The sequence below is a fragment of the Couchioplanes caeruleus genome, from assembly GCF_003751945.1.
Classification (GTDB): domain Bacteria; phylum Actinomycetota; class Actinomycetes; order Mycobacteriales; family Micromonosporaceae; genus Actinoplanes; species Actinoplanes caeruleus.
The window spans coordinates 7,535,664-7,550,469 of sequence record NZ_RJKL01000001.1; the positions used below are offsets into that span (position 1 = coordinate 7,535,664).

General features: G+C 70.9%; 9 protein-coding genes and 10 tRNA genes. 17 read left to right on the plus strand and 2 right to left on the minus strand.

What is annotated here, in order from left to right:
- The first annotated feature begins 21 nt into the window (after positions 1–21).
- The 5 genes from EDD30_RS33935 (at position 22) to EDD30_RS33955 (ending at position 3,271) form a co-directional block, all read left to right on the plus strand.
- Positions 22–621: a riboflavin biosynthesis intermediates N-glycosidase gene (locus EDD30_RS33935; protein WP_071807840.1), complete on the plus strand. Its 600-nt coding sequence runs from the start codon at positions 22–24 to the stop codon at positions 619–621.
- A gap of 82 nt (positions 622–703) precedes the next feature.
- Positions 704–1,318 carry a hypothetical protein gene (locus tag EDD30_RS33940; protein ID WP_071807841.1) on the plus strand — a complete coding sequence of 205 codons (615 nt, stop codon included), beginning with the start codon at positions 704–706 and terminating at the stop codon, positions 1,316–1,318.
- Between the two features lie 203 nt (positions 1,319–1,521).
- The gene (locus EDD30_RS33945) at positions 1,522–1,977 is read left to right on the plus strand and encodes a GNAT family N-acetyltransferase (protein ID WP_071807842.1); all 456 of its coding nucleotides are present in this window, start codon (positions 1,522–1,524) and stop codon (positions 1,975–1,977) included.
- A gap of 42 nt (positions 1,978–2,019) precedes the next feature.
- Positions 2,020–2,808: a type I methionyl aminopeptidase gene (gene map / locus EDD30_RS33950; protein ID WP_071807843.1), complete on the plus strand. Its 789-nt coding sequence runs from the start codon at positions 2,020–2,022 to the stop codon at positions 2,806–2,808.
- Positions 2,809–2,893: 85 nt separating this feature from the next.
- Positions 2,894–3,271: a hypothetical protein gene (locus EDD30_RS33955; RefSeq protein ID WP_071807844.1), complete on the plus strand. Its 378-nt coding sequence runs from the start codon at positions 2,894–2,896 to the stop codon at positions 3,269–3,271.
- Between the two features lie 127 nt (positions 3,272–3,398).
- Here EDD30_RS33955 and EDD30_RS33960 read toward each other — a convergent pair whose 3' ends face one another.
- Entirely contained in the window at positions 3,399–5,822 is a 2,424-nt protein-coding gene (locus EDD30_RS33960; protein WP_143162805.1) for a putative bifunctional diguanylate cyclase/phosphodiesterase, read from the minus strand.
- A 228-nt stretch (positions 5,823–6,050) separates the two neighbouring features.
- Between EDD30_RS33960 and EDD30_RS33965 the strand changes: the two genes are divergently transcribed.
- The 12 genes from EDD30_RS33965 to EDD30_RS34020 all read left to right on the plus strand — a co-directional run bounded on the left by EDD30_RS33965 (position 6,051) and on the right by EDD30_RS34020 (position 9,336).
- Complete coding sequence (locus tag EDD30_RS33965; RefSeq protein ID WP_071807113.1) at positions 6,051–7,154, plus strand: acyltransferase; 1,104 nt, start codon at positions 6,051–6,053, stop codon at positions 7,152–7,154.
- A 423-nt stretch (positions 7,155–7,577) separates the two neighbouring features.
- Positions 7,578–7,651 (plus strand) — tRNA-Trp (locus EDD30_RS33970).
- Between the two features lie 220 nt (positions 7,652–7,871).
- Positions 7,872–7,943, plus strand: a tRNA-Ala gene (locus EDD30_RS33975).
- 161 nt (positions 7,944–8,104) lie between these two features.
- Positions 8,105–8,177: transfer RNA gene (locus EDD30_RS33980), tRNA-Gln, on the plus strand.
- Between the two features lie 7 nt (positions 8,178–8,184).
- Positions 8,185–8,257 (plus strand) — tRNA-Leu (locus EDD30_RS33985).
- Between the two features lie 16 nt (positions 8,258–8,273).
- Positions 8,274–8,348: transfer RNA gene (locus EDD30_RS33990), tRNA-Leu, on the plus strand.
- Between the two features lie 17 nt (positions 8,349–8,365).
- Positions 8,366–8,438 (plus strand) — tRNA-Ala (locus tag EDD30_RS33995).
- A 34-nt stretch (positions 8,439–8,472) separates the two neighbouring features.
- Complete coding sequence (locus EDD30_RS34000; RefSeq protein WP_071807112.1) at positions 8,473–8,928, plus strand: GNAT family N-acetyltransferase; 456 nt, start codon at positions 8,473–8,475, stop codon at positions 8,926–8,928.
- Positions 8,929–9,015: 87 nt separating this feature from the next.
- Positions 9,016–9,087 (plus strand) — tRNA-Asp (locus EDD30_RS34005).
- A gap of 5 nt (positions 9,088–9,092) precedes the next feature.
- A tRNA-Ser gene (locus EDD30_RS34010) sits at positions 9,093–9,179 on the plus strand.
- Between the two features lie 6 nt (positions 9,180–9,185).
- Positions 9,186–9,262 (plus strand) — tRNA-Ile (locus EDD30_RS34015).
- Between the two features lies 1 nt (position 9,263).
- Positions 9,264–9,336, plus strand: a tRNA-Arg gene (locus EDD30_RS34020).
- A 203-nt stretch (positions 9,337–9,539) separates the two neighbouring features.
- On the opposite strand, the gene EDD30_RS34025 is transcribed toward EDD30_RS34020, so the two are convergent.
- Positions 9,540–14,768: a diguanylate cyclase gene (locus tag EDD30_RS34025; RefSeq protein WP_071807110.1), complete on the minus strand. Its 5,229-nt coding sequence runs from the start codon at positions 14,766–14,768 to the stop codon at positions 9,540–9,542.
- Positions 14,769–14,806 lie beyond the last annotated feature (38 nt).

Consider the following 14,806-nt stretch of genomic DNA (forward strand, 5'->3'; position numbering starts at 1 on the left):
CGGCACGGCACACTCCTGATCATGGTGAGATCGGTGCGCAGCGTCCCTGGTCTGATCGCCGCGGAGGCGACGCAAGATCGAATCAAGTTCCTCTTCTTCTGGGGGCATCAGCCCGAACGGGACGGTGGCATCGGCGCCGGCTGTCTGAGCCAGTGGTGGGCGGCGCCGTTCACCGTCGACGGCGTGGAGTTCGCGACCGCGGAGCACTACATGATGTGGCGCAAGGCGACACTGTTCGACGATCACGGCATGGCCGAACGCATCCTCGCCGCGCCGCATCCGAAGGCGGCCAAGGCCTTGGGCGGCCGCGTCGCAGGCTTCGATCAGCGGACCTGGGACGAGCACCGCTTTCCCATCGTGGTCGCCGGGAACCTGGCGAAATTCGGCCGGCACTCACCGTTGCGCGCCTTCCTGTTGGGCACGGGGGAGCGGGTCCTCGTCGAGGCCAGTCCGGTCGACCGGATCTGGGGTATCGGTCTCGCCCACGACGATCCGGCCGCGGCCGACCCCCGTCGTTGGCGAGGGCTCAATTTGTTGGGATTCGCCCTCATGGAGGTACGGGAGTCTCTCAGGCAGACCGATGCGTCCCTGTTGCGAGACGGGTATTCGTCACCGAGTTGACATTGCATCCGGCGGTCGGTCGATACTTCGGTCCAGTGATCTTCAACGATCTGGGCCTGAGCGGGAGAGGACCGCAATTCTCATGAGACGTACCGTCGCCGTCGCCGTCGCCGTGTTGACCCTGGCCGGCGCCGGGTGTTCGGCCGGGAGCGGACCGACCGAGGCCGAGAAGCAGTACGCCGCGGCGAAGCCGGAGAAGCCGCGGACCGGCAGCGACTTCGAGCGGACCTGCGCCGACGGGCTGGGCTTCCCGGGTCTGACCGCGTACGAGAAGAAGGCCGGTCGGGTGCACCCGATGGCGGTCGTCAAGAAGACCGATGATTCGTGGTACGTCGACTCCCCGTCGGGAAGCGACTTCCCGGCGACCTGGATGGTGGACACCATCGCCGGGACGGACAGGACCGAGCTGGTCGTGTGCGTGGAACAGACCGGTGCCAAGCCGACATCGCGGATCTGTGACATGGAGGACCGCGAGTCCGGTGGGAAGTACAAGATGACCATGTACGACGTCGACTACCGGATCCGGGTGCTGGACGCGCAGAGCGGCAAGAGCGTGTTCGAGAAGAAGGGCACCAGGAGCGAGAAGGAGTGCCCGGTCGTGACGTTCCGCCGTGCGACCGAGGACAAGAGCAAGTACTACCCGTCGATCGACAGCAAGACGATCCGGCCGATCATCAAGCCGTACGTCGCACCCTGAGCGGATTCTCGGCCGGAGCCCGGCGCCGTCGTCGGGACCGGCCGAAGAACCCCTGCAGCGCGCTCATCAGCGTGCCGCCGGCGTGTCGCCGGACATCTCCCACACCATGCCGGCTGGGAAAGTGTGATGGATCTTGCAGGCCGGGCTGCCCGGTGCCTACCGCCGCTTCTGCCATCCTGGGGCGGGCATGTCGAGGAGGCTCCATGGGGGATCGTCAGCGTGACGGCTACGTGCTGACCAACGACGCGGCACGGGTCGATGTGGATCGAGTTCACAAGTGGCTGGGTGAGCAGTCCTACTGGGCCACCGGGCGTTCTTACGAGGCCGTGGTGCGCTCCATGGAGGGCTCATTGCCGTACTCGATCTTCGCCGGCGGCGAGCAGGTGGCAATTGCCCGGGCCGTGACGGACGGAGCGACCTTCGCGTGGCTCTGTGACGTGTTCGTCGACGTCGACCACCGAGGGCGAGGACTGGGCCAGTGGTTGGTCGACAGCATCCTCGAGGATCTCTCCGCCCAAGGAATTCCCCGGTTCCTGCTGGCCACCAGAGACGCCCATGGGGTGTACCGACGTTCCGGCTTCGAGGTCCTCGACGGCGCTGACCGTTACATGGAGATCGACCGTCGCCCGACGCGAGCTGCCGTGCTGGGGCGCGCCTGATGGGAGCCCGCGCCGATACCGCTCGCGGGCAGGGAGGCCGTCATGATCGAGCTTAAGTCCGCCGAGGAGATCGGCCGGATGGCGGTGGCCGGCCAGTTCGTCGGCGAGCTGCTCGCCGAGTTGAGCGGTGTCGCCGCAGTCGGCGTCAACCTGATGGACCTGGAACACCACGCCCGCCGCCGGATCAAGGAACGCGGCGCCGAATCCTGCTACTGGGACTACGCCCCCTCCTTCGGCCGCGGCCCGTTCCGCAATGTTCTGTGCCTCTCGGTCAACGACGCCGTGCTGCACGGCCTGCCGCGCGACTATGTACTGCGGGAAGGTGACCTGCTCAGCATCGACATGGCAGCCGGCATCGACGGCTGGGTGGCCGACTCCGCGATCTCCGTCATCATCGGCACCCCCGACCCGGCCGACCTGAAACTGATCGAGGCCACCGAGGTCGCACTGGAGGCCGGCATCACCGCCGCCCAGCCCGGCGGCCGTCTCGGCGACATCTCCGCCGCGATCGGCGAGGTCGCCCACTCCTACGGGTACGGCGTCAACACCGAATTCGGCGGCCACGGCATCGGCCGCACCATGCACGAGGCCCCGCACATCCCCAACCACGGCCGGGCCCGCCGCGGCATGAAGCTCGAACCCGGCGTCACCATCGCCATCGAGCCCTGGTTCTGCCGCTCCACCGACAGAGTCAAGGTCGACGACGACGGCTGGACGATCCGCTCCGCCGACGGCTCCCGTACCGCCCACTCCGAACACACCGTCGCCATCACGGCTTCCGGCCCCCAGGTCCTGACCCGCCGCCCTCCGGACCCGCTGTCCAGGCCCTGACGGGGGATGTTCCCGAGACGCTGCGCACCAGTGGTGAGGCGCCGATCCGCAGCTACAGTGGCGTTCTCGGCAACCGGGAGGCGGCATGAGAGACATCGATGCGGCTGAGGAATGGCTGGACTCGTGGGCAGCAAGCGTCGACGCGAACGCCGCGCGGGCGGTCGACCTGTCGCGCCGCGTGGCAGCCCTGACCGGCGAGGCCCGCAACCCCGACGGCACGATCACGGTCGCCGTCGGCCCGGCCGGCCAGGTCGTCCGCCTCGACCTCACCGAACATCCCGCGCTCGGCCGCGACATCATGAGCGTGATCGCCCGGGCCCAGGCCGACCTCTCCGCCAAGGTCGCCGACCAGGTCCGGGACACCGTCGGCGCCGACTCCGACACCGGTCGCGCCGTGATCCACTCGTACGACGAGCGCTTCCCCGCCCCTCGCGAGGAGGACGACGAGCGCCGTGGCGGGTGACGAGGTCAGAGGCGCGAGCGCGCCTCGCGGCCGCCGCTACCGAGCCTCGACCCGGCCGCCCTGGACGAGATCGACCGGGCCGGGTCGATGAAGCAGTTCGGCTACGTCATGGGTCGCGAGGACTGAGTCACGCGGCCGTGAGATGGGTGCCGTGCGGCGCGCTGCCTTCCGGACCGGAGGTCGTGGCGGCGAGAAGGTGTTCGACGGCTTCCTGGGTCATCGGGCGGTGGAACAGGAAACCCTGCGCAAGGTGGCAGTTCATGTGCTGAAGCAGGGCCGCCTGCTGCGGGGTTTCGACGCCTTCGGCGATGGTGCTCAGCCGCAGGGTCTCGCTGAGGTGCAGGATGGCCCGGATGAACGCGTGGTCCTGCGGGCCCGGGGCGTTGCCGCCGTCGGAGCGTACGAAGGAGCGGTCGATCTTCAGGATGTCGACCGGCAGGTGCCGCAGGTACGACAGCGAGGCGTAGCCGGTGCCGAAGTCGTCGATGGCGATGCGGATGCCGTGATCGCGGAGCCGTTGCAGGCAGCTGTGTACGTCGGTCGCGGTGGAGCCGGTCACCGCGACCAGGGCGGTCTCGGTGATCTCCAGGATCAGGGCGGTCGGCGGCAGGCCGCTGGCCGACAGCGCCTCGAATATCGTCTCTGCGAACTGCGGGTCGGACAGTTGGTGGCCGGAGACGTTGACCGACAGGCTCAGGCCGAAACGCTGATGCCACTCGGTGGCCTGTTCGGTGGCGTGGCGCAACACCCACGCGCCGATCGGAATGATCAGCCCGCTGTCCTCGGCGGCCGGGATGAACTCGTCGGGCGGGACGCTGGTGCCGTCCGGCCTGGTCCAGCGCAGCAGAGCCTCCAGGGAACGCACCTCGCCGGTGCGCGAGTCGACCACCGGCTGGTAGTGCACGCGGAACTCGGCATCGGTCAGAGCGCGGCGCAGGTCGTCCACGAGCCGGGCGGTGTCGAGACGGCTGCTGCGCAGCTCGACGTCGAAGGCCGCGATGCGGTTGCGGCCGTCGGCCTTGGCGGTACGCAGGGCCGCCCCCGCATCGCGCAGTGCCTCGGCGGCGGTCAGCGGCGCGTCCATCACCCGGTACCCGATGCTGGCGGTGACGACGACCTCGCGGTCGTTCTGCAGGTACGGGACACGCCCGGCCGCCATGATCTGCGCGGCGCGCAGCGCGGGATCGGTGCCCGCCGGGTCCTCCAGCACCAGCGCGAACTCGTCCGCGCCGACCCGGGCCAGGCTGTCGGACTCGGTGAGCAGGCCCAGTAGCCGGGTCGACAGTTCGATGAGCACCCGGTCGCCGGCCTCGTGGCCGAGTGTGTCGTTGAGATCGGCGAAACCGTCCAGGCCCACCAGCAGCAACGCCGGAGATCCGGTTTCCCGGCGGCGGGCCAGCGCCCGCTCCAGCCGCTCCAGCAGCAGCGCGCGGTTGGGCAGACCCGTGAGCGGGTCGTGCAGCGCGCGGTGGGTGAGCTGCCGCTGCAACGTCTCCTGGTCGCGCAGTGCCTTTGTCAGCTCGATGGCCTGCCGGTCCAGCAGGGCCGCCCGGCGCTGAGCGACCCGGGCCAGCATTCCGAGCCGTACGACGAGCAGGGTGGAGATGATCGCGCCCAGCAGGGTCGGTACGAGTGTGTCGTACCAGGCGGTGCTGGCGGCATAGCGGTGGACGAAACGTACGCCGGTGACGACGGCGAGCGGGCACAGGAAAGCGATGCCGGCGAAGGCCAACAGCCGGCCGGGGCGGACGCCGCGGGTGGCCCGGCGGACCCGGCCCAGGCCGGCGACCGAGGGGTGCAGCGAGGCGGTGCCGAAGACCACGGCCCAGGTGAGCCACAGGACGTTGTCGAGGTTGCTCACCGAGATGTAGCCGTCCAGCCCGACGCGCGCAAAGTACACGACGTCGCCGGTCAGCAGCGCGAAGATCGAAGCGGTCAGCAGCGCGCTGGCCGGGCGCCGGGAGCCGGTCGTGAAGATCAGCCGGGCCAGGCCGGTGAGGATCAGCAGATCGCACACCGCGTATGCCATCCAGATGCCCACCATGCCCGAGCTCGCGCCGGGTTGATGGAGGTACGGCTGCACCACCACGGTCCACCAGATCGCTGCCACGCCGGCGGTGACCACTCCGGCGTCGACCAGCTCGGCCGCGGTCCAGGCCCAGGAACGCCGGGGTACGACCACCGCCAGCCCCGCGATCAGCAGCCCGTACATCACGAAGTAGACGGCGTCCACGACCGAGCCGAAGACGGCCTGGCCGTAGACCTCGTAGCCGACCGCGAACATGGTGTTGGCCAGCATCGACACGGCCAACGCGGCGATCATCAGCCACCATCCGGCGGTGCGCGCGGGACGATGCCGCCGCACCCCGGCGATCGCCGCCACCACACCGGATCCCATGATGAGGGCGAAGACGACGACGCCGACGAGGCGCGGACAGCACACGAACGCCACCACGGCGACCATGCCGAGGAGAAAGTACGCCGCCCACGCGGCGGTACCACCCGGCCGCCAGGCTCCACCCACGGACGGCCGCGCCACAGACCATTCCATGCAGAACCGCCTTCGACGCGTTGCCGGGCCGGGGAGCCCAGGGCCGTTCGGCCATGTAACGCTCGTCACGGTGCAGCTCAGGACCATTTCGGGTGCAACCCGGTATCCGCCGGGCGGTATCCCGCTGAGATGTGGCAGTGCTGGGCCTTGTGGATCGCCCCGAGGGGTCCCTCGATCACGCCTGACCTGTGATGCGGCCTGCCCCGGTCTGCCGTTACCCTGCGTGCCATGCCTGATGCCGGAACGCTGTCCACCCGGCCGACGGGGATCGAGGCGACGCCCCGGCCCACGCGCCAGTGGGAGTTCGACGCGCTCCGGGTGGCTGCCATCGCGGGGGTGGTGGCCATTCACGTCATCGGCATGATGGTGAGCAACCCGGAGATCCGCGGCACCCTGCGGTGGTGGGTGGCGGTCGCCGCGCACGCCGGCTCGACCTGGGTCGTGCCCGTGTTCGTGATGCTCAGCGGGGCGCTGGTGCTCGCGCCGCGCGCGCACGCGGCCGGCCCCGGTGCGTTCTACCGGAAGCGATTCGTCCGGATCCTGCCGGCCTTCGTGGTGTGGCACGTCGTCTACCTGCTGCTGATCCGCAGCTTGCTGCTCGATCAGGATCTCTCGCTGCGGTACACGCTGCAGATGCTGCTCGACGCCCGCGTCTACACCGGGCTGTACTTCCTCTGGCTCATCGCCGGGCTCTACCTCATCGCGCCGGTGCTGGCCGCGTTCCTGCACGCCGGCGGGCAGCGGCGGGCGCTCGCGACGGCGGCGGTGGCGCTCGGCTGGGGTGTGGTCGTCTGGATCGTCCCGAGCGTGTCCACCCTGTTGGGAACGCGCCGGATCAACGATCTGGGGGCCTGGGACCAGTGGGTCCCGTACGTCGGCTATTTCGTGGCGGGCTGGGCGCTGCACCGCGTGGTGCTGCGCGGCAGGGCGCTGTGGGCCGTGGCCGTCGTCGTGGCGGTGCTGCTCGCCGAGCTGATCTGGCAGGCCGGCCACCCCGGTCACAAGGTTCTGGACGGGCTGTTCCCGGTCCACCGCCTGGGCGCGGTCACCGCGGTGGCGGCGATCGGTGTGTTCCTTCTGGCGGTGGCAATCGGCGCCCGGTGGAGCCCGCCTGCCGCGGTCCAGCGTGTGCTGCGGCGGCTCTCCGACGCGTCCTTCGGGGTCTTCCTGGTACATCTGGTGCTCTTCGCGCTGCTCCGCGCGTTGTCCCCCGCCGTCCGGGAGGCGGATTCGCTGTCGGTGATGCTCGGCGCGTACGCGCTCGTGCTCGGCTCCGCCTTTCTGGTGTCCATCGGCGCGGCTCGCGTTCCGTACCTCCGCACCCTCTTCTGACGAGACCCTCCCGCACGGCTGCCACCCACCACGGTGTGATCGGTGAACCAATGGCGATTAATTCGCTGGCGTCTGTCATACGCGGTGGGCAGACTATGCCTCAACGCCGGCGGGGTTTCAAATGCAGCTCACAAAAGCGTTGACGAATACGCCGGACGTCGGCCATCCTTGATGCCGACATCGTACGAGAGCCTCGAAGGGAAGTGAACCGCCATGTCGTGGCAGCCGAACTGCGCGATCGCCCAGCCATGGGCGGCGTATGGATTCGCCACGCCCGTCGTGGCGATGAAGCTGCACCTCCGAGGTCTCGAAGCCAGTCGTGACCTGGAGCGGTGGAGCGGGTAGCGCAGCAACGTCTGTGCCTACGCCGCCCACCTCCAGAGCCGAGGGACGGGCGGCTTTTTCGTTCCCGGTAGTCGTCTTGCGGGTGTAGCTCAACGGTATAGAGCACCGGTTTCCAACACCGAAGGTTGCAGGTTCGAATCCTGCCGCCCGTGCGTGCCCTGAATGCGTTCAGGGAATTGCTCATTGTCAACTCAACAGTGGATGGCATGTATATGCGGCGGCTCTTTCTCACGGGGCCGCCGACGACCCGGCGTGGATGCGGAAAGCTCCGTGTCCACGCCGGGTGTGACCGGACCGGGGGAGACGGCAACCCGCCTGCTTCTTTGCGAGTAGGAGACACCCCGTTCGACTCGGGGGGTTCGGACGCGTTCGGGGCTTGTGGCGCAGCGGTAGCGCACCGGTTCGGCAGACCGGGGGTCGGCGGTTCGAGTCCGCCCGGGTCCACGTGGCAGGCACCGCCCGGTTCGGGCGGGCTTGACCTCGCCTTCCTGGCGTAAGCGGCAGCGCACGCGGTTGAAGCCCGCGGGGTCTCCGTTCGACTCGGGGGGAAGGCGCCATCCGGCCGTACGGCCGGGTCCACGCCCCGTGACGCCACCATCGTTCGATGCGAGCTGGTGCAACTGGCAGCACGCCCGGCTCTGAACCGGGAGGTTGGAGGTTCGAGTCCTCCGCTCGCAGCTCACTCGCCCTCGTAGCCCAACGGCAGAGGCAACGGTCTGAGGGACCGTCCAGTGCGCGTTCGAGTCGCGCCGGGGGCACGCGACACACCCCCATGCCCGGGTAGCCCAACTGGTAGGAGGCGGCTGGCTTAGAACCAGCACAGTGCGCGTTCGAATCGCGTCCCGGGCACGCAGAATCACGGTTCCGGGCCTGTAGCTCATCTGGGAGAGCATCCGTCTTGCACACGGAAGGTGGTCGGTTCGAGTCCGATCAGGTCCACGCATGTCGATGGAGCTCAGGTAAGTTCTCGATCATGATGGACGTGCGGCTGGAGCCGATGACCAGGGACGAGTACGAACCGTGGCGGGCCGAGGCGGAGGCCCATTACGCGGAAAGTGTCGCGGCGTCGGGCCGCTCGGCCGAGGAAGCGGCCCGCGACGCCGCCGACACCTACGGCCGGCTCCTTCCGGACGGGTCCGCCACCCCCGACCACCATTTCTGGTACGCCTACGACGGCGACCGCCGGATCGGTTTCCTGTGGGTCAAGGTCACCCACGACACCGCGTTCGTCTACAACGTCGCGGTCGAGCCCGACGTCCGCCGCAGAGGCTACGGCCGCGCGATCATGCTGGCCGCCGAGCGCTGGTGCCACGCCAACGCGCTGACCAGGATCGGTCTGCACGTCTTCGCCCACAACACCGGCGCCCGGGCCCTCTACGAGCAGCTCGGCTTCACCGAGACCGGCCGCAACATGGCCAAAGACCTGTGACGGCGATCCGGCCGATCGCCCTATCTGGGAGAGCATCCGCCTTGCACTCGGAAGGTGGTCGGTTCGAGTCCGATCAGGTCCACGCAAGTCGACGTAGCTCAGTGGAAGAGCAACCGCCTGTCGAGCGGTAGGCCGCGGGTTCGATCCCCGTCGTCGGCGCGTCTGGAGGGTTGGCCGAGTGGGAAGGCTGCGGCTTGCTACGCCGTCGACAGGGCTCCGGTCCTGCGCAGGTTCGATCCCTGCACCCTCCGCATCGTCTCGCCGTGGCCCGGTTGGTAGGGGCGCCTCGCTGATAACGAGGAGGGCGCAGGTTCGATCCCTGCCGGCGAGACCATGCCCCTGTAGCTCAGTGGAAAGAGCGTCCGGCTACGAACCGGAAGGTCGCAGGTTCGACTCCTGCCAGGGGTACGCATCGGGAGCGCCCCGCCTGCAAAGCGGGTGACCCTTCCGGTTCGACTCCGGGCGAGGCCTCCATGATGCATGCCATCCGCTGTGAGATGACGCAGACGGGCGCTGGAGCCCGCCGCCTCTCATACGGGCGGGTCGCTCGGTTCGAGCCCGAGGTCTGCGACCAAGTTGCGCGGGCGGGCGGGGGTTGCTCCGCCAGACGTTCAGGCCAGAGCGATCCGGTTCCGGCCGGCCTCCTTGGCCCGGTACAGCGCGTGGTCCGCGCGGGCGAGCAGGGTGTCCAGGCCGTCGTCGGTGGGGTCGAGTCGGGCCATACCGAGGCTGATCGTCACCGGGACGGGTCCGACCCGGGTGGTGATCGGCTCGCCGGCCACCATGGCCCGCATCCGCTCGGCGACCGCTTCCTCCGCGCCCTGGTAGTCGGGCAGCACGACCGCGAACTCCTCGCCGCCGTAGCGGCCGAGTACGTCGCACTGGCGGACGCTCAGCCCGAGACGGCGGGCGACTTCGCGGATGACGTCGTCCCCGGCGCCGTGGCCGTACGTGTCGTTGACCTTCTTGAAGTGGTCGATGTCGAGCATGATCGCGGCGAGTTGCCGTTTGCCGCGACGGGCGGCGTTGACCAACGTCTCGGCCAGGTCGTGGAAGTGCCGGCGGTTCGCGACGCCGGTCAGGCCGTCGGTGGTGGCGAGTTCCTGCACGCGACTGAAGAGGTGGGCGTTGTCGTAGGCACTGCCGCCTTGATCGGCCAGGGCGGCCGCGACCTCGCGGGAGGCGGCGTCGGGGTCGGCATCGAGCAGGATCGCCACGGCGACGAGCCGCTCGCGGGCGGTGATGGGAATGGCGAGTGCCGTCGAGTCCGCGGTCAGCGGCCCCGTCAGCTCCTGCGGTGCCGGCCCGAGCGTCGGCCCGCCGGTGTTCACCCGCGCGGCCAGCTCCGGTGCGTCCGCCAGGTTCAGTTGGGTGCCAAGCCGTCCTTCGTCGACGTTGCCCTCCGCGGCGACGACCGTCAGCAGGGCGTCGTCGGCCCGTAGCAGGCAGCCGCCGGCCGCGCCGGACCAGTGGAGCAGGGTGGCGAACAGCCGGTCCAGGACGGCGCCCGGCTCGTGCAGCCCGCCGAGTTCGGCGAGGCTGGTGCGCAGGAGTTCGGCCACCTCCTGCTGGCGGCGGGCGGTGCGCACGTCGGCGTCCAGTTGGGCGGCGCGGGCGGTCTCCAGGGCTACCGCGACGTGGCTGACGATGGCCGTCAGCACGTCCGCGTCGGCCTCGGTGAAGATGCCGCGGGCCAGCCGGCTGTCGAGGTACACGACGCCGGTCAGTCGGCCGTTGAGCAGGACCGGGGCGACGATGATGCTGCGCAGTCCGTGCGCCACCACGCTGTGCGAACCCAGCGCGGCGCCATGCTCGGTGCCGGTCACCACCACCGCCTGGCCGGACTCGCGTACCCGTTCCAGCAGGGTCGAGCCGAAGTCGGTGACCGATTTCAGATCGGTGCCGGCGGCGTCGCGTCCGGCGAAGCGGCGCAGCTCGCCGTCGTCGTCGCAGATGAACAACAGGGCGCGCTCGGCGCCGAGGATGCGCAGCGTCTCGTCGAGCGCGACCCGGGCGAGTTCGGTGGGGTCCAGCACCGTGGCCGCGGCCACGCTGATCTGTTGCAGCGCTTCCAGACGGCGGTTGCGGTGGGAGTCCGCGGTGCCGGTGTGGGCGTACGAGGGGCGTTCCGACTGCTGTGTCGTGTTCACCCCGAACTCGGCGCGTACCTGACGGGCGCGGTGTTCCCAGCCCTGGACCTGGGCGAGATTGTGTGCCCGCTGGGCCTGCCGGTCGGCGGCGCCGTCGTGGCCGAGCCGGCGCAGCGCGCGGGCCCGGATGCGGGCCGCGTCGAACTCCAGCAGCGGGGCGTCCAGCACCCAGGCGCGGCGTTCGGTGCGGGCCACGGCGGCGAGCGCCTCGTCCGGCTTGCCGGACTGCTCCAACAGGGCCGCCCCGGCGAGCCCGTGGACCGTCCTCGACAACGGCGCGACAGCGACCCGGCCCAGCTCGCGGATCGCCTGCCGGGCGGCGATCAACCGGGCCTGCCGGTCGCCGGGGGCAGCCAGCCGGCACTGCGCCAGCCGGCCGACCGCGGCGAGGACGTAGAACCAGTGGTGGATCACGGACATGTCGGCGCGGCGCAGCCCGAGCGCCTGGAACTCGGCGACGGCGGCCTCGAACGGCTCGCCGAATTCGCCCTGCTCGACCACGACGCAGAGCTGGGCGACCGCGATGTTGCCCCGCTCGCCGCTGGTGGCGTCGGCCGGCATGGCGGCGCGGATGGCGGCCAGCGCCCGGGCGGCCTCGGCGGGCCGTCCCTGCATCGCCGGGCCCATGACGCCGAGCAGCGAGAAGTAGTCGGCACCGAGGCGGGTGCTGTCCGGCGGCAGCAGGGAGAGACCGCGCTCGTGCGCCGCCCGGGACTGCTCGACGTGGCCGGCAAGCAGTTTGCGCAGGCCGATGAAGCTGTAGCTGAACAGGAACTGCGGCGGATCCAGCCAGCGGGCGTCGCGGTGGATCATCCGCTCCCACTCGGCGCCGCTGTCGGCGCCGGTGACGTAGCCGTTCATGCCCCGTAGCCAGTTCACGTAGGCGATCAGCGCCGGATCGCCCACCTGCTCGGCGGCCTGGATGCCGAGCTCCAGGCAACGTCCGGCGGAGCGTTGCCGCTTGGCCAGCCCCAGCACGTACCCGAGCACCGCGTACACCCGGGCGTAGGCGACCCCCGGTCCCAGCCGGTTGACGAGGTACAGCGCTCGCAGGAGGAACAGGATCGACGGGACGACCTGTTGCACGCTGGCGGCGCCGTAGGCGGCGGCGTGCAGCAGCGTCGCTCGCCGTTCCAGGTCGGCGCGTCGCTCGCCGCGCGCCGTGCCGGCGCCCAGCCCGGTGCGGCGGACCAGGGCACCGGCGGCGGCGCTGCCCAGCGCCGACAGCAGCCGTGCCGCGGCGTGGCGGGGCACGGGGTGGCCCAGTTCCGCCAGCGCCGACGTGGTCGCCGCCACCGCGGCGGCACCCGCGAACAGGTCGTTCTCCACCTCGGCGAGGGTGGCCCACAGCCGGGCCCGGGCGGTGGGGTCGGCCTCGTCGTCGAGCGTCGCGCGGATCAACTGCCGGGCCGCTTCGAAGCGGGCCGTACGCAGGTAGGCCAGGGCCAGGTCGTGGGCGACGTCGGTCGGCAACGGCCGGCCGGCCCGCGCGGCGGCGTCGCGAGCGCGTTCGAAGTGCTCGACCGCGTCGGCCGGTGCGCGGTCGGCCAGCGCCTGCCGGCCGGCGGAAGCCGCGCTGTGGTACTGCGCCTCGGGATCGGTCGCCGCGCCGGCATGGGCGTAGTGGTGGGCCACGGCGTACACGTGCGCGGGGTCCTCCAGATCGCGGGCCGACTGCTCGAGCGCCACGGCGAGGTGGCGGTGCAGCCGCTGCACCTCGCCAGGTTCGAGATCGGCCAGGAGCGCCTCGGGCACGGCCGGATGGACGAACGCGTACCGTCCTCCGGTGCCCCGCTCGACCAGTCGCCGGGCGGTGGCGGCGCCGATCGCGTCGGCGACCAGTTCCGCCGGTGAGCCGCTGGCGGCGGCCACGACGTCGAACCCGAACCGCACACCCGCCACGGCGGCGACCTGAAGGGCCGTCCGATGCCCGGGGTCGATGTCGGCCAGTCGTGCCACGACCAGCTCATGGCCACCGCCGGCCGCAACCTTGTGCAGCTCGTCGGCGTCGAATGCCCACTCACCCCAGTGCGGAACGAGCAGTCCACGGTCGGTCAGCTCCCGCAGGTACTCCACGGTGGCCAGCGGTAATCCACCGCTGCGGGCGGCGACATGAGCGACCAGGTCCGCGGGAACGGTGGCGCCCGGCAGCCGGGAGGCCAGCAGCATGGCGACGTCGGTCCTGGCGAGCGGCCGCAGCATGACGGTGGTGTCCAGGGCGGCGCCGCAGGACTCCCGCACGGCCGCGAGGTCGGCGTCGTCGGGCGCGGTCAGGACCACCAGCAGAGGCGTCTGCGCCAGCCCTGTGGCGAGCGTGGCCAGGACCCGTTGACTGGCCGGATCGAGGAGGTGCGCGTCATCGAGGGCCAGGACCGCACCGCCGTGCTGGCGCGCGAGTTCGGCCAGGAATGTCGCCACGGCGGCGGTCAGGCGCTCGTCGCGCCCGTCGGACGCTCCCACCGCGACGTCGGCGAGCACTGTCTCCAGGGCCGGGGAGATCGTGCGGATCAGTGCGGCGCCGGCGGTCTCGGCGGCCCGACGCAGGTGGGTATGAGCGATGGTTCTCAGGTCCGCGGCGAGCCGCTCCAGTTGCCGCAGGTATCCGTCGATCGCGGAGCGCAGGGCGGCCATGGGCACATCGATGTCCGGAGAGCAACGCGCGTGCAGGGTCGGCCCCTCGTCGCCCGCGCTCGGGATGCGCAACTGCGCCATCAGGGCACTGCGGCCGGCGCCGGCCGGGCCGTGCACCACCGCGATCCCGCCGGTACCGGCGCGTGCGGCCTGCCGGCGGGCGGTGAGCACGGCCAGCTCGCGGTCGCGACCGATCAGTGGGGGATCGGCCACCGTCTCGGGGCCGGTATCGCCGGCGCAGGGGCGCAGGGCGGCGAGGAGGTCGCTCGCGCCCGGGTACCGATCGTCCGGATCCTTGGCGAGCAGCCGGGCGACGACCCCGGCGAGCTCCGCACCGACCTGCGGTCGCAGCGTGCGTACGTCCGGAGCCGGGGCGACGGTGTGCAGGCGGAGCAGTTCGCCGACGCTGGATGCCGCGAAGGGCGGGTGCCCGGTCAGGCACTCGAACAGCACCACGCCGAGGGAGTACAGGTCGGAGCGGCCGTCCACCGGCCGCTTCAGCATGCCTGCCTGCTCCGGTGCCGTGTAGCTGAACGTACCGACCGCGGTGTGCTCGGCATCCGACTCGCCGTCGCGTGCCGCCAATCCGAAGTCGATCAGAACCGCCGGGCCGTCGGAAGGCACGATGATGTTCTGCGGCTTGATGTCGCGGTGAATCAGGCCGGTACGGTGCGCCGCGCTCAGCGCACCCGCCAGCTCCATGCCGAGCTGCGCGGTACGGGCCTCCGACAGCGGGCCGTCGCCCAGCAGCTCGGCCAGCGGGCGGCCGTCGATCAGCTCCGTGACGAGCGCGGCGCGGCCCTCGAACAGGCCGGCGGCGCGAGCGCGCACCACACCGGGATGGTCGACGCAGGCCAGCAGCGCCGCCTCCCGCCGGAACGCCAGCAGCGCGGCGGCCTCGTCCGCGGCGTTGCGCTCCTGCTTGAGGGCGTACCGACGCTCGCCCCGGCGCGCGACTTTCACCACGGTGTGCGCGCCGTGCCCCAGCAGGTCCTCCGCCGCCAAGTCGGTCAGCTCGACCGGGGCCGCCCTCGGCCTTAGCCTGCCGTTCCCTGCCACGCAGACACCTCGCGTTCTCCGGAGCCTCACTGCCCCAT

What these genes read in the sequence shown, in the direction of transcription:
- map (WP_071807843.1), top strand. Translation starts at nt 2,020, where the DNA reads ATGATCGAGCTTAAGTCCGCCGAGGAGATCGGCCGGATGGCGGTGGCC.
- EDD30_RS33960 (WP_143162805.1), bottom strand. Translation starts at nt 5,822, where the DNA reads ATGGAATGGTCTGTGGCGCGGCCGTCCGTGGGTGGAGCCTGGCGGCCG.
- EDD30_RS33955 (WP_071807844.1), top strand. Translation starts at nt 2,894, where the DNA reads ATGAGAGACATCGATGCGGCTGAGGAATGGCTGGACTCGTGGGCAGCA.
- EDD30_RS33940 (WP_071807841.1), top strand. Translation starts at nt 704, where the DNA reads ATGAGACGTACCGTCGCCGTCGCCGTCGCCGTGTTGACCCTGGCCGGC.
- EDD30_RS34000 (WP_071807112.1), top strand. Translation starts at nt 8,473, where the DNA reads ATGATGGACGTGCGGCTGGAGCCGATGACCAGGGACGAGTACGAACCG.
- EDD30_RS33945 (WP_071807842.1), top strand. Translation starts at nt 1,522, where the DNA reads ATGGGGGATCGTCAGCGTGACGGCTACGTGCTGACCAACGACGCGGCA.
- EDD30_RS33935 (WP_071807840.1), top strand. Translation starts at nt 22, where the DNA reads ATGGTGAGATCGGTGCGCAGCGTCCCTGGTCTGATCGCCGCGGAGGCG.
- EDD30_RS33965 (WP_071807113.1), top strand. Translation starts at nt 6,051, where the DNA reads ATGCCTGATGCCGGAACGCTGTCCACCCGGCCGACGGGGATCGAGGCG.